The 24,915-nt window shown below is 47.6% G+C and carries 20 protein-coding genes; 14 read left to right on the top strand and 6 right to left on the bottom strand.

Annotation, left to right across the window (positions count from 1 at the left end; all coding sequences use genetic code 11):
* The first annotated feature begins 1 nt into the window (after position 1).
* The 4 genes from ACTHMC_RS13660 to ACTHMC_RS13645 all read left to right on the top strand — a co-directional run bounded on the left by ACTHMC_RS13660 (position 2) and on the right by ACTHMC_RS13645 (position 6,823).
* On the top strand, positions 2-2,803 hold the full coding sequence (locus ACTHMC_RS13660; RefSeq protein WP_440413789.1) for a M16 family metallopeptidase: 2,802 nt from the start codon (positions 2-4) through the stop codon (positions 2,801-2,803).
* Between the two features lie 421 nt (positions 2,804-3,224).
* Positions 3,225-3,644 (top strand): cytochrome c maturation protein CcmE, encoded by a 420-nt coding sequence (locus ACTHMC_RS13655; RefSeq protein ID WP_440413787.1) that lies wholly within the window; start codon positions 3,225-3,227, stop codon positions 3,642-3,644.
* A 4-nt stretch (positions 3,645-3,648) separates the two neighbouring features.
* Positions 3,649-6,072, top strand: coding sequence for a cytochrome c biogenesis protein CcsA (ccsA, locus tag ACTHMC_RS13650; protein WP_440413785.1), 2,424 nt, complete (start codon positions 3,649-3,651; stop codon positions 6,070-6,072).
* A 100-nt stretch (positions 6,073-6,172) separates the two neighbouring features.
* Complete coding sequence (locus ACTHMC_RS13645; RefSeq protein WP_440413783.1) at positions 6,173-6,823, top strand: DUF4294 domain-containing protein; 651 nt, start codon at positions 6,173-6,175, stop codon at positions 6,821-6,823.
* Between the two features lie 6 nt (positions 6,824-6,829).
* On the opposite strand, the gene rfaE2 is transcribed toward ACTHMC_RS13645, so the two are convergent.
* The 4 genes from rfaE2 to panC form a co-directional block, all read right to left on the bottom strand.
* On the bottom strand, positions 6,830-7,324 hold the full coding sequence (gene rfaE2 / locus ACTHMC_RS13640) for a D-glycero-beta-D-manno-heptose 1-phosphate adenylyltransferase (RefSeq protein WP_440413781.1): 495 nt from the start codon (positions 7,322-7,324) through the stop codon (positions 6,830-6,832).
* A complete protein-coding gene (locus ACTHMC_RS13635; protein ID WP_440413780.1) occupies positions 7,242-8,327 on the bottom strand; it encodes a lysylphosphatidylglycerol synthase transmembrane domain-containing protein in 1,086 nt (361 codons plus the stop codon). The genes rfaE2 and ACTHMC_RS13635 overlap by 83 nt, the downstream gene beginning before the upstream one ends.
* Before the next feature lie 24 nt (positions 8,328-8,351).
* Positions 8,352-8,696 carry an aspartate 1-decarboxylase gene (panD, locus tag ACTHMC_RS13630; RefSeq protein WP_440413778.1) on the bottom strand — a complete coding sequence of 115 codons (345 nt, stop codon included), beginning with the start codon at positions 8,694-8,696 and terminating at the stop codon, positions 8,352-8,354.
* A gap of 108 nt (positions 8,697-8,804) precedes the next feature.
* Positions 8,805-9,662: a pantoate--beta-alanine ligase gene (gene panC / locus ACTHMC_RS13625; RefSeq protein ID WP_440413776.1), complete on the bottom strand. Its 858-nt coding sequence runs from the start codon at positions 9,660-9,662 to the stop codon at positions 8,805-8,807.
* Between the two features lie 107 nt (positions 9,663-9,769).
* Between panC and ACTHMC_RS13620 the strand changes: the two genes are divergently transcribed.
* The 3 genes from ACTHMC_RS13620 to metK are packed head-to-tail and all read left to right on the top strand — an operon-like array spanning position 9,770 to position 13,359.
* Positions 9,770-10,582, top strand: coding sequence for a glycogen/starch synthase (locus tag ACTHMC_RS13620; RefSeq protein WP_440413774.1), 813 nt, complete (start codon positions 9,770-9,772; stop codon positions 10,580-10,582).
* Positions 10,583-10,622: 40 nt separating this feature from the next.
* On the top strand, positions 10,623-12,062 hold the full coding sequence (locus ACTHMC_RS13615) for a DUF4270 family protein (protein ID WP_440413772.1): 1,440 nt from the start codon (positions 10,623-10,625) through the stop codon (positions 12,060-12,062).
* A 43-nt stretch (positions 12,063-12,105) separates the two neighbouring features.
* Positions 12,106-13,359: a methionine adenosyltransferase gene (metK, locus tag ACTHMC_RS13610; protein WP_440413771.1), complete on the top strand. Its 1,254-nt coding sequence runs from the start codon at positions 12,106-12,108 to the stop codon at positions 13,357-13,359.
* A 72-nt stretch (positions 13,360-13,431) separates the two neighbouring features.
* On the opposite strand, the gene ACTHMC_RS13605 is transcribed toward metK, so the two are convergent.
* Together ACTHMC_RS13605 and ACTHMC_RS13600 are read right to left on the bottom strand one after the other, a co-directional pair.
* Positions 13,432-15,015, bottom strand: coding sequence for a DUF6770 family protein (locus ACTHMC_RS13605; RefSeq protein ID WP_440413769.1), 1,584 nt, complete (start codon positions 15,013-15,015; stop codon positions 13,432-13,434).
* Positions 15,016-15,046: 31 nt separating this feature from the next.
* On the bottom strand, positions 15,047-16,435 hold the full coding sequence (locus tag ACTHMC_RS13600; protein ID WP_440413767.1) for a M48 family metalloprotease: 1,389 nt from the start codon (positions 16,433-16,435) through the stop codon (positions 15,047-15,049).
* A gap of 162 nt (positions 16,436-16,597) precedes the next feature.
* Between ACTHMC_RS13600 and ACTHMC_RS13595 the strand changes: the two genes are divergently transcribed.
* The 7 genes from ACTHMC_RS13595 to ACTHMC_RS13565 form a co-directional block, all read left to right on the top strand.
* Entirely contained in the window at positions 16,598-17,158 is a 561-nt protein-coding gene (locus tag ACTHMC_RS13595; RefSeq protein WP_440413765.1) for an NUDIX domain-containing protein, read from the top strand.
* On the top strand, positions 17,142-17,918 hold the full coding sequence (rlmB, locus tag ACTHMC_RS13590; protein ID WP_440413764.1) for a 23S rRNA (guanosine(2251)-2'-O)-methyltransferase RlmB: 777 nt from the start codon (positions 17,142-17,144) through the stop codon (positions 17,916-17,918). Before ACTHMC_RS13595 ends, rlmB begins: the two co-directional genes overlap by 17 nt.
* Positions 17,919-17,944: 26 nt before the next feature.
* Entirely contained in the window at positions 17,945-18,811 is an 867-nt protein-coding gene (locus tag ACTHMC_RS13585) for a hydroxymethylglutaryl-CoA lyase (RefSeq protein ID WP_440413762.1), read from the top strand.
* 7 nt (positions 18,812-18,818) lie between these two features.
* Positions 18,819-19,865 (top strand): GSCFA domain-containing protein, encoded by a 1,047-nt coding sequence (locus tag ACTHMC_RS13580; protein ID WP_440413761.1) that lies wholly within the window; start codon positions 18,819-18,821, stop codon positions 19,863-19,865.
* Positions 19,866-19,922: 57 nt separating this feature from the next.
* Entirely contained in the window at positions 19,923-20,990 is a 1,068-nt protein-coding gene (glk, locus tag ACTHMC_RS13575) for a glucokinase (protein WP_440413759.1), read from the top strand.
* 37 nt (positions 20,991-21,027) lie between these two features.
* Positions 21,028-23,133 (top strand): carboxy terminal-processing peptidase, encoded by a 2,106-nt coding sequence (locus tag ACTHMC_RS13570; protein ID WP_440413758.1) that lies wholly within the window; start codon positions 21,028-21,030, stop codon positions 23,131-23,133.
* Between the two features lie 68 nt (positions 23,134-23,201).
* A partial coding sequence (locus tag ACTHMC_RS13565) for an outer membrane beta-barrel protein (protein ID WP_440413757.1) occupies positions 23,202-24,915 on the top strand: 1,714 nt, incomplete at its 3' end.

Below are 24,915 nucleotides of genomic sequence, written 5' to 3'. Positions count from 1 at the left end.
AATGAAAAGAAAACTGAGAACGCTATTATACGGTTCCTGCTTAGTGCTGGTGGCCGGATTCATGGCAGGTTGTGAAGAAAAAGTGACGAGCTTGCCTAATGACAGCGCCGTGCGTACAGGTGTATTACCCAATGGACTGACCTATTATATCCGGAAGAACACGGAACCCCGGGAACATGCCTATCTCATGCTGGTGAATAAGATAGGATCTCTCGTTGAAACCGACGAACAGCGGGGCCTCGCTCATTTTACCGAGCATATGGCATTCAAGGGGACCAAAAACTTTCCCCAGAATACACTGGTAAGTGAATTGCAGAAAATGGGCCTTCGTTTCGGCGCAGACCTGAATGCTTACACTGCTTTCGATCAGACTGTATACAAGCTCGATATCCCCTTATCCGATACTGCCTCTCTCAACAACGGGCTTCAGATCCTGCGCGACTGGGCCGGATCTGTTGAAATGGAAAACGCTTCTATCGATGCAGAAAGGGGAGTGATCCTGGAAGAAAAAAGACAACGTGCAGGATTGCAGGAGCGCATCACCCAGAAAACATTTCCTATCCTGCTCAATAATGCCAGGCACGCAGTTCGTATGCCGATCGGCACGGAAGAAGTGCTGAAAAATTTCAATCATGATCTGTTGCGTAAATTCTATCATGATTGGTATCGTCCTGATCTGCAGGCCATCGTTGTGGTTGGTGAATTCAATCCGGATGAGATAGAACGAAAGATCAAACAACAGTTCGGAGACCTCGTGAAACCTGCTGACGCGCCAACCCTTCCTGAGTTTTCAGTTACATTAAATGGTCAGAAAACTTTCAATGTAGTGCGTGATGAAGAGATCAAGACAGTGAGCTTACAGCTTTACTGCAAGAGTAAAGCTAATCCCTTGCTCACCGATAAGGATTTCCGCAATGGCATTGCTGTAGAGCTTTTCAATGAAATGCTGAGACAGAGAATGGGGCAGTTGCATCGCCAGAGTGATCCGCCTTTTGTACAGGCCTCAGCGGGCATCGGTCCGATTGGTGAAGGACTGGCCGGGCCAACCGTACAGATCGCCTTCCTGCCCGGCGGCATCGAGCGCGGCTACACTGCTGTGATCACTGAATTGCAGCGGGTGCGTAAGCATGGATTCACAGAAGGAGAGCTGAAACTTGCCAAAACTGCCATGGGAGAATCGCAGAACAATCGTTACAACCAGCGCGAAAAGATCAGTTCCGAAGCTTATGCCACTCAATATGCAAATGCATTTATTCAGAAAGCGGCCTATCCCAGTGAAGAGTATATCAATAAGCTGGTCCGTGATCAGCTGGAAAAAATTACTGTTTCAGAAATCAACAAACTGATCGACCTGTTTTTCGATACACCTGATCAGGATCTCATCATCATGGCGCCTGCCGATGAAAAAGAGAAACTTCCCACTGAAGCAGACCTGAAATCCTGGAAAGAAAAAGTGGTAAAAGGAAAAGTTGAAGAATACAAAGAGTCTGCATCGGCATCTGAATTGCCAAAGCCGGTATCAAAGCCGGGCAGTATCACTGCAACAAAACCAATCCCTGAAATAGAAGGAACCGAGATGACGCTCAGCAATGGCGCGCGAGTGATCCTCAAACCCACAAAATTCAATGACGACAAAATCCTGATCAACGGATTCAGCAATGGTGGTTTATCCCTGTATGGTCAGGCCGATTACGATAATGCACTCTTTGCGGTACCCATAACCATGCAGGGCGGAGTTGCCGGTATGAATACGCAGGCCCTGGGCAAGGTGCTTACCGGAAAGATGGTGCAGTTCCAGCCCTTCATTGCAGAGTATACTGAAGGTTTCAGTGCAGGAAGTAATAAGAAAGACCTTGAGACCTGTATGAAGCTGATACATCTCTACTTCACCAAAACACAGCTGGATGAAACAGCGGTAGCGGGTATGATGCGCAATACGAAACTGGAAGTGGAAAAAAGATATGAGCTGCCTGCTAATATTTTCGTGGACAGTGTGAATTCATTCCTGCAGGGAAATCACTGGAGTAAACAACCGATGACAGTTAAGCGTCTGGACGCTGTTGTGCCGGCCCGTGCAGTGGAAATTTACAAGGAGCGGTTTGCGGATGCTTCCGGATTCACCTTCCTGATCACCGGAAGTTTTGAGGTGGAGGAAATCAAGCCATTGGTTGAGCAGTACCTGGCAAGTCTGCCTGCAACCAACACCAAAGAGGAAGCGGTGGACATGAATGTAGCTTTCGCTTCGCAGGACAAATCCATCAGCATGAAACTGGACCTGGAGAATAAGGCCAGCGTGCAGGTGGTAGTGGGTGGTACTTATAAAGGAACCCCCTGGGATAATGTGCAGCTGAATGCACTGCGTTCCATCCTGCAATACCGGATCACGGAGCAATTGCGCAACAAAGACAATGCAACGTATTCACCTGCGGTTAATATTCAGAAATCACATTTCCCGCAGCCAAGGTATGGATTCAGTATCAGCTTCAGCTGCGATCCTGTAAAGGCTAAAACGCTGATCGGTGAAGTGAAGCAGGTGATCGATAAACTGGCGCAGGAAGGTCCTTCTGATGAAGAGATGGCAAAGTTCATTGCTGAGAGCAGGGCAGGGATTGCCAAAGCTTCTGCGAGCAGTGAGTTCTGGCAGACCTTGTTACTGAACTGCCTGCAGAATGGATACTCAATCTCTGAAGCCAATAGTATTGAAAAGTATTTAGGACAAATCAATAAAGATCATCTGAAGAACGCGGCGAATGAGTTTTTGAAGAAGAAACCGTTTATGGATTTTAGTTTAATGCCGAAATAAATGTCTGATTGTTAGAATTCCGGAGCCATGAAAAATGGAGAAGCCCCGTAAGGGGCTTTTTCTTGTTGTTCCCTGCCTGGCTATTAATTGGTACCACGGTTGTAATCATATCTCTATTGACATCTTAATTTTAATGGGACTACCTGGAAGAACCCCCAGGATTTCACTGATAAAATGATTGATGAACTATTGCTACCTTGCCCTGTAAATTCATGAAAAACGGAAACTTCCAAAAAAAATCCCTGTTCTCCTCAACAAAATCGTCCGCCGCCTGTTTAGTGCAGCAGAAACCCGGACCTCTCCTTTAACATCCTGATTCTAAACCCGTTTTTAACACAGGATAAAAAAAGGAAGCCTGATTAAAATCACTACCGGCTTAGGGCATTTTGAGCTACCTTCGCCGTTGGAATTCTTCCGCATTATGAAAAAAACACATATCGTCATCCTGGTGGCCATCGCAGCCGGTATCATGATCCTCCTGACCATGATGGGGGACATCTCAACCTACGAGACCCTCGCCAGCGCCCGCCAGAAAGAAGGTAAGACCGTAACCGTGATCACCCAACTCGACAGAACCACCCCCATCGAATACGACGCGGTAAAGAATCCCAACCTTACCCGTTTCAATGTAGTGGACTCCCTCGGAAACAAAGCCACCGTGCTTTATTACTTCGAGAAACCCTTCGATATGGAGAAAAGTGACCGCATTGTGCTGAAAGGAAAAATGAAGGGAGACATCTTTGAGATCTCACGTAAAGACGGCATCCTCATCAAATGCCCCTCCAAATACAAGGACGATCCAAAGGCTGCCTACAATAATCTCACTACTAAAGTAAACTAGCATCATGAATTATATTGGTGAACACCTGTTTGCCGGGCAGCTTGGACATTTCCTGGTTGTGCTGTCATTGATCGCCTCTCTCGTTGCCACTATCGCGTACTTCAAAAGCGCACAGGCCGTCATCCCTGATGATGCCGCCAGCTGGAAAAGGATCGGCCGGATCGCCTTCATCATCGATTTCGCATCCGTTGTAGTGGTGTTCGCCATTATCTTTTTCATCATCTGGAACCACTGGTTCGAATATTATTACGCTTATAATCACTCGGACGTGTCCCTGGAGCCCAAATACCTGATCAGCAGTATCTGGGAAGGACAGGAGGGAAGCTTCATGCTCTGGACCGTCTGGCATGGTGTGATCGGTCTGATCCTTATGAGGACTTCCAAAAAATGGGAAGCTCCCGTAATGACCGTGATCAGTTTCGCGCAGCTCTGCCTGGCCACCATGGTACTGGGAGTTTACATTTTCGATCTCAAGATCGGCAGCACACCATTCATGCTTACCCGTAACCAGTTCCTGGATGCACCCATCTTCCAGCGCGCTGATTATCTCAGCCTTCAAAGCATGAAGGACGGTCGTGGTCTCAACCAGCTCCTCCAGAACTACTGGATGGTGATCCACCCGCCGATCCTCTTCCTGGGTTTTGCCAGCACCATCGTTCCCTTCGCATACGCCATTGCCGGACTCTGGAAGAAAGACTTCGGTGGCTGGGTGAAAGACGCCATGCCCTGGAACCTTTTCTCCGCGGGTATCCTGGGCCTCGGTATCATGATGGGCGCCAAATGGGCTTATGAATCTCTCACCTTCGGTGGCTACTGGGCATGGGACCCGGTTGAGAACGCCTCGCTGGTGCCATGGCTCATCCTGGTGGCAGGCATCCACACCCAACTGGTGTTCAATGCCACCGGCCATTCACTCAGACCAACCTATTTCTTTTTTATACTCACCTTCATCCTGATCCTGTATTCAACCTATCTCACGCGCAGCGGAGATCTGCAGGATACCAGCGTTCACGCTTTCACAGGCTCAGGCATGAACTGGCAATTGCGCCTGTTCGTGGCCGCCTTCGCGCTGCCCGGTCTGTTCCTGTACATCAAACGGTACAAGCTGATCCCAACCATCAAAAAAGAAGAAAGTACCTATTCCCGAGAATTCTGGATGTTCATCGGGTCACTGGTTCTCTTCCTTTCCGGTATGTTCATCATCACCGCCACCTCGTTGCCCGTGATCAACAAGATCTTCGGAACCAGCTTTGTGGTTGGGGAAGACAGGGAATTCTCCTATAACAGGATTCAGGTATTCGTGGCCGTTATCCTCGGCCTGCTCACTGCCGTTACGCAGTATTTCAAATACAGGAACACCGTAAAAAAAGAATTCGGTAAAAAGATATTGATCCCCACCATCATTGGTGTGCTGGCAAGCGTTTCCATCAGCCTGTGGGGAGGTATAGATTACGAAAAATACGGACTGGGCTTCCTCACCGCTATCCACCTGGCCATCTTTGCCAATGTGTATGCAGTTGTTGCGAACCTCGGTTATATCCGCATCGGCCTCAAAGGCAAGCTGAAAGCGGCCGGCGCTTCCGTGGCACATATCGGTTTCGGACTGATGCTGGTAGGCATGCTCATCTCCTCGTCCAAAACAACCACCCTTTCCCAGAACTTCCTCAACCCGCTGAACTTCGGTCCGGAAGCAAAAGAAAAAGGCGTTGAGAACATGACCCTGTACCAGGGCGTGAAAATGGACATGGGCAAGTACTGGGTTACCTACACCAGAGATTCTTCCACTGCAAAAGAGAAAAAGATCTTCTTTTTCGTAGACTTTGAATCGAAAGATGGAAAAGAGAAATTTACACTGAAGCCCGACCTGATCAAGAATACGAAAGGGCAGGAGCAGTACTCCAATAACCCTGATGCCAGGCATTACCTGCACCGCGATGTATTCAGCTATATCAGCTATGCAGATAAAATGGCCGCAGGGCCGGATACCGCACAGTACAAGAGCCATATCGTGAAAGTGGGCGATACCGTTTACTATTCCAATGGCTTCATGAAATTCGACAGCGTTACGGTTAACCCCAATAACGATAAACACCAGTTCAAAGCCACAGATACCGCCGTGATGGCCAATTTCTCGATCATTACCGGCGACCAGCGCAAGATGAGCGCGCATCCCGTTTTCTACCTGGAAGACAATGAGCCGCGTTACGCCATCGACACCGTGTTCGCACAAGGTATGGCAGTTGCACTCGGGCCATCCGATAAAGAAGGATATTTCAATGTGGGGGTGAAGGAAAGCTCCAGAATGGTGCCATTCATTGGTCTTAAAGTATTACAATTTCCTTTTATCAATCTGGTTTGGATCGGAACCGTGATCATGGTTATAGGGTTTGTAATGAGCCTGATCTGGCGTGCCCGCAAGCTGAAATAGAATTTTCACAATTCTTTATAAGTCTCAGCTTTCATTTGGAGGCCATGCAGCTATGTGCATAGAGGGAATTGTCTTACTTTAGTAACCGGCGATGAACCCTGTGCGATACATATTATTACATAAACTGGCTTTTTTTGCTCTGTCAGTGTTTGCAACTACTACCGTTGCGGCGCAAACGCCGGACACTGCTGTTGTTCCCCCGCATGTTAAAGTGCCCGAACTGGGGCCCAATGATACTATCGTGGTGCATGCCACCATCAAGGGCGACGAGCTGGTGCCCTCTTCGTACATGCAGTGGTGTTGGGTACAGGCACCCTATCCGAAGGAACTGCTGAAGAAACGCAAGGAGTGGACACGCCTGCGCAATGCCGTATATGTTACCTATCCGTATGCAAGAAGGGCGGGTATTATCATGAATGATATCAATTCCAAACTGGCCGGTATTACCGACCAGGAGCTGAGAAAGAAATATATCAAAAGCCGCGAAGCCGAGCTCAAGAAAGAATTCACCAAACCATTATCTGATCTCTCCGTGTACCAGGGCAAGGTGCTGATGAAGCTTATCAACCGCCAGACCGGTAATAATTGCTATGAGATCATCAAAGAATACAAGGGCGGCCTCACTGCCCGCGTGTATCAGACTGTGGCCTTCTTCTTCAACAGTAACCTCAAACAGCCTTACAATGCCACTGGTGATGACCGTGAGATAGAAAGTATTGTGCTGGAAGTGGAAAGAATGTACCGGTTATAATTCTGATTACTTACCTGCCCGCAATTTCTCGATGGTACCTGTAGTGGAGAAGCCTTCCACAATCGGATTGATCACTACACGTCCGCCATTCGCAATCACTTCTTTCGATCCTGCGATCTGTTCTACCGTATAATCTCCGCCTTTCACCAGCACATCCGGCATCAGCGTTTTGATGAGCTCCAGCGGCGTATCTTCTTCAAAGATCACCACGGCGTCTACCATTAAGAGAGATGCCAGTACCAGTGCGCGTGAATGCTCATCGTTCACGGGCCTTGTGGGTCCTTTGAGGCGTTTGCAGCTCGCATCTGAATTGAGGCCTACAATGAGGAAATCCGCTTCCATAGCAGCTTGTGAGAGGGAAAAGATATGCCCCCTGTGCAGAATATCAAAGCAGCCATTGGTGAAGGAGATGGTCTTGCTAAGGAGCCTCCATTGTGCTACCTGTCTTTTTGCCGCTTCCAGGCTGAGTATCCTGGTGTCTATTACCTGAGGTGATTTCATTCGATTTTTTTTGTTTGTTCAGCAAGGGAAGAAGTACCAGTGCTATGCCGCCGCAGACCAGTTGCTGGAAGAACTGCACGGTCCAGAGCAGCCAGCCGAATGCTTTTCCATAGGCAATATCCAGTCCATATAAACTCATGGTCTTGGATACCAGGATAGGGTAGGCACCGATGCCGCTGGGAGCAATGATCATGGCGATGCTTCCGCTGAAAAGTACAGCCATACTGGGTTTGATGCCAAATCCAGCAGTTTCGTTCAGGGCATACATGCCTATCTGTACACTGGCCAGGTACATGGCCCAGATAAAAATGCTATGGAAAAAGAACCATCCTTTCTTTTTGATCAGCCGGACACTGGTAAGTCCCTGCCAGATACCGGAGGCGATGGTACGGATCTTCTGAATAATGGAAAGATGACTGAATTTTCTGAAAACGAAAATGACCGCAACCAGCAGGAAGATCAGTATTGCTGCAAGGATGATGAGTTTGGTTGTAGTGATCCCTCCGGCTTTGGAACCGAAGGTGGTGGACATTTCGTTGTAAAGATATTCTCCGATCAGACCTGTTTGCGTGAGAATGGTAACGGCCATCACAATGAGCAGGCAGACCAGGTCGAATGCGCGTTCTGCCACGATGGTGCCCACCAGTTTGTCTGCCGGCACCTTCTCGTATTTGGCCAGCACCGTGCATTTGAGCACTTCGCCCAGTCTGGGTACAGCCAGGTTGGCCATATACCCGATGAGCACGGCCATGAAAGTATTGGAGATACGCGGATGGTAACCCATCGGCTCCATCAGGATCTTCCAGCGGATAGCGCGGCTGAGATGGCTGGCCAGCAGTGCCAGCACAACGGGAACCAGCAACCAGTAATTGGCGGTGAGAAGGGAGTGTTTGATCATGGGCCACTGCTCGGGCTTGATGCTTGCCAGTGACCACCACACCAGGAAAATAACCAGGGCCAGAACGACCACATATTGTATCGCGCTCTTCGTCTTCTTGTTCATACGGTTCAGGCCCTGCTGTTTTTTTTACAAGATATTACCTTCCTTCGGAAATACGATCCAGGGTTTGAAAGTTTTTGCCTTCTCAAAATCCATTCTCGCATAAGAAATGATAATAACGATATCGCCTTCGGCTCCCTGGCGTGCAGCGGGGCCGTTGAGGCAGCAAACGCCTGAGCCTCTTTTGCCTTTGATGAGATATGTTTCGATGCGGGAACCGTTGTTCACGTTCACCACCTGTATTTTTTCATGTTCAATCATATTGGCGGCTTCCATCAGGTTCTCATCCAATGTAAGGCTGCCCACGTAATTGAGGTTCGCTTCAGTAATAACTGCCCTGTGTACCTTTGATTTGAGCACTTCGATATCCATGATCGATCTGTTTGATGTTAGGTGTTGACGGCATTTTTCGAAAACCGCCAATAATAAAACGGCCGCAAGCTAAAAAAGTTTGTTGAATATAAACTAACGAACATTCAATTAACCCTGAATTTCCGTCAACACCATATTATCTATTAAGCGAATTTCTCCCAGGAAGGCCGCTACCAGCGCAACCAGTGGCGTTTTCCCATCCCATTCCGCCACCGGCTCCAGGGTTTCTGCATTGGCGATCTCCACATAATCCAGTTTAAAACCGGCTTTTTCGAGCATTTCCGCGCCGGCCGATTTCAGTTCCGGGATGGACTTTGCCGCTATATTTTCCTTTATATATTGTAAAGTCCTGGAAATATCCACCGCCGTGCCGCGCTGATCTGTGCTCAGCCGCATATTCCGGCTGCTCATGGCCAGTCCGCTGCTTTCCCTGACCGTAGGAGCGGGGATCAGTACAGTTTTTGACTCCATGATCTGCAATAACCGTTTCACTACCATACATTGCTGATAGTCTTTTTGCCCCATGAAGAGGAGATCAGGCTGTACCAGTTTCAGGAGCCGGTACATCACCTGGCAGACCCCCTGAAAATGCCCGGGCCGAAATTTTCCCTCGAGAATGGATTCTAAATATCCGAGGTCATAATGTTCAAGATTTGTTAAACCGCCGAAATAGACTTCGTCAACGGATGGTAAAAAAAGTATATCCGTGCCCGCGTTTTCCAGCAAAAGAATGTCCTGCTCCAGGGTCTTGGGATATTTTTCAAAATCTTTCGGATCGTTGAACTGTGTGGGATTTACGAAAATGCTGCAAACCGTGATGCCAGCGTGTTTGCGGCTTTCCGATATGAGGCTTAAATGCCCCTGGTGGAGGGCTCCCATGGTAGGTACAAAACCGGAAATTATGCCCCGGGCGGCTTGTTGCTGAAGGTACTCCTGTAACCGGGCAGCTTGCTTGATAATGATCATTCGTTCTTGTGTTATGGGCCAGGATCCGGCTGTGGACCCTTGTTTAATTTAAAATCCTTAACTTTGCACCCTGTTTTTCAAGGGTGGCTTAAACAATTAATATCATAATGCTGACAAAGAAAAGAATTTTATTTATTGCCAACGAAATGTCTCCTTACATGGAAATGACTGATTTCTCCGAAACAGTCAATCGTTTGGCGATAAAAGCAAATGAGAATGGTTATGAAGTACGTTGCATTATGCCCCGGTTCGGAGTGATCAATGAGCGCCGGCACCGTTTACATGAAGTGGTGCGTCTTTCAGGGATCAATGTGAGTGTTGATAACGATGATTATCCGCTGCAGATCAAGGTTGCTTCTCTCCCCAATGCCCGCTTACAGGTTTATTTCCTCGACAACGAAGACCTCTTCAAACGCAAACAGATATTTCATGATGAGCAGGAAAAATGGTTCGATGACAATGGTCTGAGGGCTGTTTTCTTCTGTAAAGGCGCACTCGAAACCGTAAAAAAATTCGGTTGGCCGCCAGACATCATTCATTGCAGTGGCTGGATGACCGGCCTCATTCCGCTGTTCCAGAAAACAGCTTACAAGAAAGAGCCCGTATTCGCGCACAGTAAAATGATCTACACCATCGGCAATTCCACTTTCAAGGAAAAGCTCGGTGCGGATTTCCTCAAGATCGCCAATATCAGCCCCAACATCAAAGAGAAAGACCTGGAGCCTTACAAGGACGGAGGTGAACTCGGAATGATGAGAGGAGGCGCTACCTATGCGGATGCCATCACATTCGGCGCCGATAAAGTAGACAAGAAACTGGTGGAAGAATTCGGTAAAGTGAAGGGTAAGAAAGTGTTGACGTATAATGCTGAGTCCGATTTAACAGACTATTTACAATTGTATTCCGACCTTGCTAAATAAGCGTTTAATTCTAACCTTACTTTTAAATAACCATCTCTGCGTGAATAGGAAAATATTTGCCTCAGTTGTTACGGTTCTTACCGGCTTGTTCCTTTATAGTTCCTGTACAAAAGTTGATTCTACTGACCTGGGCAATGATCTTATCCCACAGGTAGATAATGTGCATACATTTGAAACCGTGCTGGATGTGACTACAGATAACTTCCTGTATCCCGACAGTACCTTTTCCACAGCAGATGACCTGGCAGCCCTCGGTCAGATCAGCAATGATCCTGAATTTGGCGCTACCACCGCTGATATCTATTCCGGTTTCATCCCCGCCGCCTTCGGTACACATCCATTCCTCAACAAGGATTCGGTAAAGATCGATTCGGTAGTGCTTTCACTTACTTATACCGGTGCTTACGGAGATACCAATTCCATTCAGGTGGTAGATGTGGTTGAACTGGATAATTCAGTACTCAGCAATTTCAACGATACGCTTTATTATAAGATCAACCGCGCACCCTTCCTGGAAATGGGCAGCGTACGTGGCAGCAAGCAATATGCCATCAAAGACCTGAACGATTCCACTTTTTATGTTGATAACGGAGTCGATTCCATCAGGTCGAACAACCAGTTGCGCATCAGGCTGGATACGGCTTTTGCCAGGAAATTCGTAGACTACGATACTTCTGCACAGTATAAGAACGACAGCCTTTTCCATAATTCTTTCAGGGGCCTGGCTATCAAAAGCAGCGCAGCTTCTCCCACAAAGAACGGACTGGCTTATTTCAACCTGATGGGTGCCAACAGCAGGCTGACGGTTTATTGCCGGGTGACAGTGAACGGGAAAGTGGATACCATTTCACCTTACTTCACTCCATACCGCCTTCAAACGGCCAATCTCGTTAAGAGAACACCAGGTAACAATTTCCAGAATTACCTGAATAATGGAAATCCTGATGATGATAAAGTGTTTATCCAGAGTGCTCCCGGTTCTTACGCTACTGTAAAGATCAAGGGGCTGGATACATTCAAAACGGTGAACCGCGTGATCCATCGCGCAGAACTGATCATGGAAAGGGTACAGAACCCGTCTGACGATACTTATGCGGCAGTACCCCTGATGTTCATCGATGCCATCAATGATGCAGGCGATTCTACCTTTACCATCCGTAATGATTTTGTGTATACCGGAAGCGCCCCTAACTACTACGATGTAGCCAACCTGGGGGGCAGCTATGTAAATAACAAGTACATATTCAACCTTTCGCGCTATTTCCAAAGCGCCGTGTCAAAAGGCCACAGGCTGTATAAAACCCTCAGGGTGTATGCTCCATACAGGACCAAACCATACTTTGAGGCTGCAGACGGTTCTGCCATTGCACTGCCAACCCTGTCTGTAAACACACCGATCGCCTTTGGCCGGGTGGTGCTGGGAGGCGGAAGCAATGCTACCCAGAAAATGAAGGTTCGCATTATTTATTCTAAAATTTAAGTCCGTCGCTTATATTTGCGCCTTACTAACAAATTAACTCATCATGCCTTATTTATTTACTTCCGAAAGTGTTTCTGAAGGCCATCCAGATAAAGTAGCCGACCAGATTTCCGATGCGTTGATCGATAACTTCCTTGCTTTTGACCCTCAGTCTAAAGTTGCCTGCGAAACCCTGGTTACAACAGGGCAGGTAGTACTGGCGGGCGAAGTGAAATCTTCTGCTTACCTGGACGTACAGGAAATTGCAAGAGGTGTGATCCGCAAGATCGGTTATACCAAGAGCGAATATATGTTCGAAGCGCATTCCTGCGGTGTTCTCTCTGCAATCCATGAGCAGTCTGCAGACATCAATCAGGGTGTTGACAGAAAGAAGAAAGAAGAACAGGGCGCTGGCGACCAGGGCATGATGTTCGGATATGCTACCAATGAAACGGATGATTATATGCCCTTGGCACTTGACCTGGCGCATAAACTCCTCCTTGAACTGGCAGTACTCCGCCGCGAAGGAAAAGCTATCAAATACCTGCGCCCCGATGCAAAGAGCCAGGTGACTCTCGAATACGACGATAACAACAAACCTGTTCGTATCGACGCGATTGTGATCTCTACCCAGCATGACGACTTCGATACTGAAGCAAAGATGGCTGAGAAGATCAAGAAGGATATGATCAATATCCTGATCCCACGCGTAAAAGAAAAATACAAGAAATTCGCACATCTCTTCAATAACAAGATCAAGTACCATATCAATCCAACCGGTAAGTTCGTTATCGGCGGTCCACACGGAGATACCGGTCTCACCGGCCGTAAGATCATCGTTGATACCTATGGTGGTAAAGGTGCACACGGTGGTGGCGCATTCAGCGGAAAAGATCCTTCCAAGGTTGACCGTTCAGCTGCCTACGCAACCCGTCACATCGCCAAGAACCTGGTTGCTGCCGGTGTTTGCGACGAAGTGCTGGTACAGGTGTCTTACGCTATCGGTGTAGCACAACCGATGGGTATCTATGTGAACACTTATGGTACTGCCAAAGTGAAGAAGACTGACGGCCAGATCGCGAAGCTCGTTTCCGAGATCTTCGATATGCGCCCTTACTTCATTGAGCAGCGCCTGAAGCTCCGCAACCCGATCTACAGCGAAACTGCCGCTTATGGTCATATGGGCCGCAAGCCTGAGATCGTGGAGAAGACCTTCAAAACTCCTGATGGTAAAACCATCAAGAAGAAAGTGGAACTCTTCACATGGGAGAAACTGGATTATGTAAGCAAAGTGAAGAAAGCATTCGCCATCAAATAGTTTTTTGTCGGCTGATTATAGAAAGAGGGCTTCCCGGTAAACGGAAAGCCCTCTTTCATTTTTATGGATATTTTACAGTGCTTCGATGGAAACCGTAGTGGAATTATCTTTGCTGTTGTATTCACTGATTAGGATATGGCCTTCCTTGGCAGGAATAACACGTCTGCTGATCTTCTTGTCTTTAAGCGGAACTGTCCGCACCTGTTTATGACTGTTGATATTGTATACAGTAGTTGTTTTGTCTTCAGTAACTACCAGGAATTGTTGCTTCTGATCATGATTGGTAGCTGTATAATATTTTCTGCTGCCTAATTCTGAGAGGGTGATATTGGAATACCAGCTTTTGTATTTTTCACCCTCAAACAAAGTAGCACAACTGATCTTGCCATTTTTGTCCTGTTTAAGCAGTAATGGGCTTCCCAGTCTCCCTTTCCTTGTTCCTACTGTCAGCACACTCATCGGGCTTAGCGGAATAGTAGGGATCCAGAGCAGATTGGCTGCAGTTCTCATGGCACTTACCTTTCTTTTTATACCGTCTGCAGTGAAATAGGTATTGCCTTCAAAGTCCCTGAATGAAGTATGAAATTTTGCATAGGATTTCTGCTCTTCCAGGTAACCATTGGATGAAACCTGTGAGTTAGAAGCGTCATCCCAGTAAGTGTAAATTTCCTTCAGGTCTTTCTTCTGCGGGCTCATGATATTATACGAGAAAATACCGGCATAATGTCCCCTGGCAACACCATTTACAGATTTGGCATGTGCTCTTTTCTTTGTGCTCTTCAGGTAACCGCTGATATAAGGTTTACCCGTACCCGGATCATTCTCGAACGTGAATATATTCAACTGATGGCTTTTCTTGTCTTTAATAGTGATCTTGGGATTGGCAGAACTGTCTTTGATATTAAAGCTGAGCAATTCATATGAATTGGCTTCGTAATGTTTTTTGATTTCTTTATTGGCACTACCTTCTGTCATCAGGTACAGTTCGGAGCCCGAAGCCAGCAGTTCCAGATGGTTGACAGGATCTTCCTTGATCACTCTTTGCCAGCTTCTCTTTCCGGTAGGCTCATACACTGTCAGTACATTTTTCTTTGAGTCGCCGTAGATGGTGGCAAAACCATGGTTGGGGATATTGATCAGGTTCAGGTTATGTTTCAGCTCTCCTTTGGGATAGAAATAACCACTGCTCTGGATGAACTTCGTATCAATTTCTACAGGAGTGTTCACGGTATCGATGATCCTGCCATCCAATCCGAGGAAATGCATTTTTATCGCATTTTTGGAGCGGTCCCTGGCTGCAATAAACTGTTTCGACGATCCGAATTTTTTATCCAGGATATCCGTTTTGAAGTAAGCGATGCACAATACGTCCTGCTCAAAAGCTGTTCCCTGCAGATATAATTTTTCATCTTTGAAATTTACAGTGCCGATATCATTCAGGTTCTCATCCATGATGGTGATCTTGTAATTATACAATTCATCCGATACTTTTTCAAGTCTCGTAAAAGCAATATACCCGATCACCACATCATCCTGCCTGATAGCGGATACCTGGGTAGAGATTTCGCCACTGACTTCCTTGAATACTTTGGATTGAGAGAACAACGCACTGCTAATGCCTAATACAGCCATCAGGCTTAGTACAATTTTTTTCATGAAATTTTGATTAGGGAATAAACGATTTTTATTATTTCTCGAACGGGCTGGCAAATTCTTTATAAGCGCTGTTGGGAAATCCGGTAACAAACTCATCCGCTGCTGCAGCTCTTTGCTTCTTCTTATCTTCTGATTCCGGATCGATGGCAATGGCTGCCATAAAACGCCTGAAGGCTTTCTCATCGGGTTGTACCTGGTTCCAGAAGGAAGCAGCCCCCAGTTTACGGCAGATTATTTCCAGATTTTGCCTGGGGACCTGCTCCATCATGGTCTGCAGAGCAAAATAATGAGTGGACACATATTCTTTCTGAACTATACCAATGGCGGCAAACCTGCGCATGTCGCGGTCAGCAAGATTGAGACTGCTCATGGCATTGTACAACATGAAGTCGAGCCACACATCCGTGTTGCCCTTATCTTTTTCCTGGAAAATGCGATAGATACATGCTGTCAATGCTTCATTATTGAACAGGTACCAGATCAGGAACTTGTTTGTCCTTTGTTTGATGGAAGCCGGGATGGGAGTCAGTTTCCTGCCCAGGTCGCTTTTGGAACGGTTGGCCAGGTATCTTTGCTCACAGTCAGGGTGTGTTTTTAAAGAGTCCCGGTTAACTGAGGAATCCTTAAAATTGTAATTGCGGGTGGAAAGTCCTCTGGATCGCTTTTGGGTCCAGCTATCCTCGATGTTTAACTCATACTTTGCAAAGTACTGGCTGATCTCCTGTTTCAATGGTTGATGATATTCGGTATCTGAACTGTCGAGCCGTTGAAAAAAACGCGCATCGAAGGCCAGATTGGCATTTTTCAGAAGGACGATAGCCAGTGAATCTGCATCCTCTTCATGATAACGCTGGTGCTTACGCCTGTCGAAGGAGTAGGTCTGCATTATCTTTTTCAATTTCGAGAAGCGCTCATATTTGGATTTGAGAATGGCATTCAATGAATCTTTGTACTCATCTGATGTCAGCATTTCTGCCTGACTTTTTATTGAATTATCAGCGTGGGAAAGTATGTTATGGGAAAGCTCATGGGCCATAGCCAGGGCCAGTTCTTCGCGGGTCTCACAAAAATTGATCAGCCCCAGGTTCAGCACAAATACATTCTTACCGATGGCATATGCGTTCACAGACGCACTTCTGTCGATCAGCATGAAGGGCGCTGCTTTGAAATAGGAGATATTGGCTGTATGCAGTTCATTCAGGATCCCGTTCACATATGAGAAAATGGGCTCATCATACAGGTAATCGTTTGTTTCAAATGATTTGGTGAATGATTTGGTACGGCCGTCCCATATCTCTTTGTACTTTTCCTGTGCTCTCCATTCTTTCTGCTTGAAAATAGTGGGGCATTTCCAGGCGCTCTGAATGGAATCTTTCTGCTTTTTATAATGCGTGGCTGAAAGTTGATTGTGGTTGTACATGATTTGGCCCTGACCTCTTACTGAATGGCAAAAGAAGATAAGGATAAGGGACAGAAATCGCAGGGTTTGTAAGCAGTACATAGTTATAAAACGGTCTAAAGTATTGAAATAACGATAAATACGAATAGTTAGTATACTCGGAATCTTCACTATTTTTGCGCCATGAACGAAACCATCAATCCCTGGAAGGTCCTTTCCTCGGAAGAGAAATACCTCAACCCCTGGATCCGCGTCACGGAATACAAAGTGATCAACCCCTCCGGTGGAAACGGCATTTATGGAAAAGTGGGTTTCCGGAACCTGGCAGTAGGCGTGGTTCCCCTGGATGAAGACTTCAATACCTACCTGGTTGGTCAGTACCGCTTCACCCTCAGCCAGTACAGCTGGGAGATCCCCGAGGGCGGCTCGCCCGAAGGCACGGATCCCATGGATTCTGCGCACAGGGAATTGCTGGAAGAAACAGGCCTGGTGGCAGGCTCCATGGAAAAGATCCTGGAAATGCACCTGTCCAATTCCGTGACCGATGAATATGCAGTAACTTACCTGGCCAGGAACCTCACCCAGCACACCGCTTGCCCCGAAGAAACTGAACAGTTACAGGTCAAAAAATTACCTTTCGAACTCGTATACAAAATGGTGGAAGAAGGCCAGATCACAGACGCCATGTCTGTGGCAGCCATCCTCAAAATAAAACTCATGATCGCAGATGGAAGGATTTCATAGAAGACAGGGGCCCGGCATCAAAAAATCACAGCTGATCATCGGCCGCCAGCCAGTGATCGAAGCCATCGAATCCGGAAGGGCCATCGATAAGATATTTTTCCAGCGCAGCGTTACCGGCGACGCCATCGGAAAGATCAGGCAGCTGAGCCGCGATAATAATATTCCCATCCAGCAGGTGCCACCTGAAAAACTGGACTCATTCACCAAAGCCAATCACCAGGGTGTGATTGCCATTGCAGCCCTGGTGCAGTACCTGGACCTCCAGCAGGTGATAGACCATGTGGTAGGAGCCGGCGAAACGCCGCTTTTTGTGATGCTCGATGGCGTGACCGATGTCCGGAATATCGGCGCTATCGCCAGAACGGCCGTCTGCTGCGGCGCACAGGCCCTCATCATTCCGGACAAAGGAGTAGGGGCTCTCAACGAGGAAGCCATCAAATCCTCTGCAGGCGCGCTTGAAAAAATACAGGTTTGCCGGGTTAACAGCCTCATGAAGGCCGTAGATACCATGCACCTCAACGGAATAAAAGTGTACGCGTCTGAAATGACAGCCAATGAAACTGTTTTTGAACTGGAATACCGTGATCCTTGTTGTATAATAGCAGGGAGTGAAGACAAAGGCGTTTTCTCCGGTCTGCTGAAGATCAGCGACAGCATCTTCAAGATCCCTATGGCCGGGAACTTTGAATCACTCAACGTGTCCGTAGCCACAGGGATGATCCTGTACGAAGCCATGAAGCAACGTATGCTGAACAAATAGTTCTTCACTACAAATCATTTGCATCCATGTCAACAGTGCACCTCGTAGAATGCCCCCGGGACGCCATGCAGGGCTGGCCCGTGATCATACCGGTTGAAAAAAAGATCGAATACCTGAACAGCCTGCTGCGGGTAGGTTTTCAGACGCTCGATTTCGGCAGCTTTGTAAGCCCGAAAGCTATCCCGCAAATGGCAGACACAAAATATGTGCTGCCTCAACTCGACTGGCAGGATACCAATACCAGGCTCCTCGCCATCGTAGCCAATCTCCGTGGCGCACAGGATGCTGTTGAATACGATCAGATAAAATATCTCGGTTTCCCTTTTTCCGTTTCGGAAACTTTCCAGCAGCGCAATACCAATAGTTCCATCAGTGAGTCACTGCAAACAGTAGCAGCCATTCAGCAGCTTTGCCTGCGCAAGAGAAAGAAACTGGTGGTGTACCTGTCCATGGGCTTCGGCAATCCTTACGGAGATCCCTGGTCCGAACAGATCGTTTTCCAGTGGGCGGAACAACTGGTGGAAATGGGAATTACCATTATTTCACTGGCAGATACCGTGGGACTGGCTTCCCCCGACCAGGTAGGAACGATTACTGAATACCTCATCAAAGCCCTTCCGGATACAGAGATCGGCGTTCATCTTCATTCCACCGCCTTTAACTGGCAACCCAAGGTGGATGCAGCTTTGCAGGCAGGATGCCTCCGCTTCGACGGCGCCCTCAAAGGCATCGGCGGTTGCCCCATGGCCAATGATGACCTGGTGGGAAATATGAACACCGAACTGATGATCGCTCATTTTGAATCACTCGGCATTTTGCCGGCTCTAGATAAAAAAGCACTGGAGACCAGCCTGCGCCTGGCAGACGATATCTTCACCAGTGCGCATATATGATACCGTTATGAACTTCATGGTAGATATAAATATTCCTGCACCGGCCCAACTGATAGGTTACCGGCAACCGCTCATGCTGGTGGGCTCCTGCTTTACTGAACATATCGGTAACAGCCTGCAGGAAATGAAGTTTGAAGTGATGCAGAACCCCAATGGGATTCTCTTCGATCCGCAGAGTGTGGCCGCCAGCCTTGTTTCCTGGATCCAGAACAGGCAATACACGGAAAAGGACCTGTTCCTGTTGAACGAAGTATGGCAGAGCTGGCAGCATCATAGCCGTTTCTCGGGCATAGACAAATCCGAAGTGCTGAATATGATCAATGCTTCACAACAGGCCGCTCATGAGTTCCTCAAAAAAGCGGAATGGCTGGTGATCACACTGGGCAGCTCTTTCAGCTACCGGCTTACAGACATAGCTCCTGAACAGCAACGCGGCAATATGGCACCGGAGCAATCTGTGGCCAACTGCCACCGGGCACCTTCGCAGTGGTTCAGAAAACATATGATGACCATTGAAGAAACCAAATCGGTGCTTGACAATGCCCTGCACCAGGTGCGGTACTTCAATAAAAACATAAAGATCATTTACACTATTTCTCCCGTTCGTCATCTCCGTGACGGGGTGATCGATAACAACCGCAGCAAGGCCCGGCTGCTGGAAGTGGTGCACCATCTGGTGAACAAGTTCGATAACCTTTACTATTTCCCGGCATATGAACTGGTGATAGATGTGCTCCGCGATTACCGCTTCTATGATGTGGATATGGCGCATCCCAATTACCCGGCCACACAATTTGTGCTTGAGAAATTTATGTCCCATTTTGTGGACGAACCGAGCCAGCAACTGGCCAGTGAACTGAAGAAAATCTCCATTGCACGCCGGCATAAAGCCTTTCATCCTGAAACGGAAGCACATCAGAAATTCCTGGCTTCACAGGCGGCTAAGGCAGCGGAATTGCAATCACAATATCCCTGGCTCAACCTGAGTGATGAACTGGCATATTTCGCAGTGCCCGGTCACTCGCGGGCACGCGAGCGACGGCACTCTGAGTGAAAAACCATTCACGTATATTGTGTAATCTCCACAAAATAATCCTGTATCTTTAAGACGATGAATGTAACCAGTAAGGGATCCACTATCCCGTTATTCTTACCGGCTAAAGACAATATCCCTGCATCGGGTATCACCGTGCTTGCAGGAGATATCGGAGGCACTAAAACTCATCTCGCTCTCTATCGCGCAACAGCGGATGATGTTCAGCATATCCACGATAAAAAGTTCAGATCACCAGCCTATACCTCACTGCAGGAGATCATTACCGAATTCCTGAAAGACCAGCCGGATCTTATACCGGACAGGATCTGTTTAGGGGTGGCAGGACCTGTACTGGATGGAATAGTGGAGCTCACCAATCTCAACTGGACGCTCAGTGTGGAAGACCTGGTGGATACCACCGGTGTAAAGGACGTTCGACTCATCAATGATCTGGAAGCCACCGCCTATGGCCTGGCAGCCCTCCACCCGGATGATTTCACCACCTTGCATGAAGGACATACACCTGCCCGTGGCAATATGGCCATCATTGCACCTGGTACCGGCCTGGGCGAAGCAGGGCTTTTCTGGAACGGTAAATCCTGTTTTCCATTCCCTACGGAAGGAGGGCATTGCGATTTTTCGCCCAGGACCCACTTTGATTTTGAACTCTCCCAATACCTTAGCGCGCAATATGGCGTTGTAAGCTGGGAGAAAGTAGTGGCAGGCCCGGCCATCTATGATATTTACAAGTTCCTCCGCGATGTAAAAAAAGTGGAAGAACCAAAATGGCTGACCCAAATCTGGGAGAGTGAAACACATCCGTCTGCAAGGATCAGCAATACCGCTGCCGAAAACGGCGCGGCCATCTGCGTTCAGACCATGCAGCATTATGTACGTTACCTGGCCCATGAAGCCGCCAACCTGGTGCTGAAAATGAAAGCAACAGGCGGCCTTTTCCTGGGAGGTGGCGTTCCGCCCAAGATCAGCAAACTGCTGGTACGAGAGAATTTTTTCAATCATTATATGGATAGCGACCGTATGCAACATCTCTTGCAGACAGTTCCTGTCCGGATCATCAATAATGAACAGACAGGCCTCCTGGGCGCCGCTTGGTTCGGTGCTTACGGACAGGTTGTTGCATAACTAACGATCATCTATAACCGCCTAAAGAGGGTAGAGCATGAAGAGCATCATTTTTAACCGTACATTTCTTACAGCCGCCACCATCAGCCTGCTGTCTTCTTCCGCATTTGCGCAGAAGAGCAAAGTGGTGGACAATATCGATCTCGTTTTCCACAATACTACCGGCATGTTGCAGCAGATCCACTATGCGCCGCAACCGCTGAACGATCATTTCTCCGGTCAGGTGTTCAATGAATACCTCCAGCAACTGGATGGTGGCAAACGCTTCTTTCTCAAAAGCGATATCACCCGCTTCAAGGAATTTGAATGGCAGCTGGATGATGAGATGCGGGGTAAAATGGTGCAGTTCTACAAAGTGGTGAACACTACTTTCAAGCAGCGGGTGAAAGAAGCGGAGGGCATTGTCACCGAACTGCTGGCCCAGCCTTTCCATTTCAATACGGATGAATACTACAACGATTCTCCAAAGAATATTCTATACAGCAAAAGTGCGGATGATCTGAAATCGCGTTGGAAGAATTATCTCAAATACCAGGTACTGACCTATTATGATGACCTGGTGGAACAAAAGAAAAAAGATACCAGCAATCATCTTACCGATGCACAGCTCGAGGCTAAGGCCCGTGAAACCGTGCAGCGCATCGAAAAGAGAAATATCGAAAATATTCTCAAGCTCACTGTTGACGAAGAAGCATTCAACCTCTATCTCAACAGCATCATCAACCTGTATGACCCGCATTCCAGCTACTTCCTGCCGGTAGACCGCCGGGAGTTCCAGGAAGGCATGAGCGGTATCTATTATGGTATCGGTGCCTTGCTGCAGGACCAGGGTGGAAAAGTGAGCATCGCAGAGTTGATGATCGGAGGACCAGCCTGGAAATCAGGACAGGTGGAAAAAGGCGACGTGCTGGTGAAAGTACAGCAAGGAGGTTCCAGTGAAAAGACAGACCTCGCAGGTATGGCCATGAGCGATGTGATCAAGCTCACACGAGGTCAGAAAGGCACTACCGTTACCATCACCTTCCGCAAGAATGATGGCTCACTCAAAGATGTTACCATTCAGCGCGAAGCATTACAGATGGAAGATACTTTCGTGAAGTCGGCAATTATCAACGACTCCACGAAGATCGGTTATATTTCCTTCCCTAAATTCTACACCAATTTCGGCGATGCCAATGGCAGAAGCTGCGCGGCCGACATGGCGCTGGAGCTGGAAAAGCTCAAAGCAGAAAATGTAGACGGTATTGTGATCGATATCCGCGACAATACCGGCGGCAGCCTCGGCGAAGTTATAAATATGGTAGGGCTCTTCATCAAGGAAGGTCCGGTAGTGCAGGTGAAAAGCGCTGTGGGGGCACCTTACGTGAGTACCGTTAAAAACAACAATGTAGTATATGATGGTCCGCTGGTAGTACTGGTGAATGAAATGAGCGCATCCGCTGCCGAGATCTTTGCAGCCGCCATCCAGGATTATCATCGTGGTATAGTGATCGGTGCAGCATCCACATATGGAAAAGGATCCGTGCAACGTGGATTTGGAGTTGGCGAAACAAAGAACGCGTATTCACCCGAAACCATGGACCTCGGTACCATTCATATCACTTTACAGAAATACTATCGCATCACCGGCGCTGCAACACAGCTGAAAGGTGTTGCTCCTGATATTCTGCTGCCTGGCATTTATGAACCCTACAAAATGCAGGAGAAAGACAATCCTACAGCACTCAAATGGGATACTATCAAACCTGCTCCCTTCACCGTATCCATGCATAGCGAAGAAGTAAGCAGAACCATTGCCGCTGCAGGTGACCGGATTGAAAAGGATTCTTTGCTGCTCTCGCTTCGTAAGAATATTCACTGGCTCGACAACCGGAGCAGCATGCATTCGCTGAAACTGGAAAAATACCGCGCAGAGAAAAAACAACTGCAGCAGACCATTGCCACTATCCGCAAACAGATGGTGACATCAGACAGCATGACCGTTGTGAACACTGCCTATGCACAGGAAGACCTCAAGGGCAAAGAGCAGTTCCGTACAGACAGCAACAAAGCCTGGCTCAACAGTCTCAGGAAAGACCTCTTCCTCAGCGAAGCCATTCTTGTGATGCAGACATGGTTCCGTAACAAAATCGTCAACAGTTAAGCCCGTTAATTCCAACCTAATATTTTGAAATAGCGCATTTTTTGTGACACATCGACGTCAAAAGCACGATGAAAAAGATACTATTACTCATTCCGTTTCTATTTTTTGCCTGGCAGGCTTTTACTCAGGAGGTTACACATAACGAAAAAAGCAGAGGCCGCCTTTATGGAAAGGTAGTAGATATCAAAACAGGAAAGGGAATCGATGCGGCCAGTATCCGCCTCTACTTTGCATCCGGCGCAGGTGATAGTCTTGCAGGTGGCATGCTTTCCCGCCAGAACGGGGATTTCAGCATCGAGCAACTGCCCGTGCGTGATTCTTTCCGCTTGCAGATCACGGCTATTGGTTACAAAGAGATCCTCAAAACTGTTGCTTTCCCCAAACAGGAGAAGAAAGGTGAAGGTCCCGTTGAGATGGACCTTGGAAATATCAAAGCAGAGGCTGAGTCACAGATATTGGGAACAGTTACTGTGGTTGGTTCAAAACCTGCGTTGCAGATGGGAGTGGACCGCAAACTGTTTGATGTGGAGAAGAGCCTTACTGCCACCGGCGGAACCGCCATCGATGTAATGAAGAATATTCCATCGGTGAGTGTGGACGTAGATGGAAATGTAGCGTTGCGCAACCGTGCGCCACAGATCTTTGTGGATGGCCGTCCTACCATACTTTCTCTGGAACAGATCCCCGCAGATAATATTGAAAGAGTGGAACTGATCACCAACCCCTCTGCACAGTTCGATGCCAGCAGTACCGGTGGAGTGATCAATATCATTTTAAAGAAGAACCGTAAACTCGGATTGAACGGACTGGCTTCCCTTGGAGCAGGTACTCCGGATATCCTCAACGGATCACTCAGTCTTAATCTGCGTCAGAATAAATTCAACTTCTTCGCAAGCGGTAACTATAACAAGAATGGTGGTGTGGCCAAAGGAGAAACCTTCCGCACCAACAAACAGAATGGCGAGGTGAGCAATTATTTCAACCAGTTCTCAAAAGGAGACCGGATCCGTGAATTCAAATCCGTCCGTTTCGGCGTGGATTATTTTATGGACAACCGGAATACACTTACATTTTCTCATAATTTCACTGACGGTAAATTCACTACTTACGAGAAGCAGGACCAGGAATATCTCACAGCCGCAAAGGTGGCGGATCATTATGGTTATCGTACATCGGACAGCCGTTCAGGATTCCAGCGGAACAATACGCAAATGCTCTTCAAGCATAAATTCGCGAAGCAGGGTAAGGAGATCAACGCAGATGTGAACTATGCCTGGAGTAAGAACGATGATTTCACTAAGATCCTCAATACTTATCAGTACCCCGATGGCAGCCTGTTTGCACCGGATAACCTGGTACATAATATCGGTAACAGTAAGAATGACCAGGTCACCATCCAGGTGGATTATGTAGATCCGAGAGGGGAACATGCAAAACTGGAAACCGGTGTCCGCAGTTTCATCAATAATTACAGCAGCATCTTCGATGCCCTTTCACTGAATAACGGTAATTCCATCAAACTGCCACTCAGCAATAATTACAGGTACCGCGAAATGATCAATGCGGCCTATATTACGTATACCGATAAGATCGGCAGTATCGGCTACCAGCTTGGTCTGCGCGCTGAATATTCGAAGTTTGATGGCAACCTGGTTGACAGTGCTTTCAAATTCGGTTACGAGTATCCGAAAGATTTCGGTAACCTGTTCAATGCTCTTTTTCCAAGTGTGTTCTTAAATAAGAAAATAGGAGATGATGTTGAGCTGCAATTGAATTATACCC

Source organism: Pseudobacter sp. (genome assembly GCF_051955275.1).
Taxonomy (GTDB): domain Bacteria; phylum Bacteroidota; class Bacteroidia; order Chitinophagales; family Chitinophagaceae; genus Pseudobacter.
The sequence above is the reverse complement of the archived record's forward strand: the minus strand, read 5'-3'. Positions and strand labels throughout refer to the sequence as shown.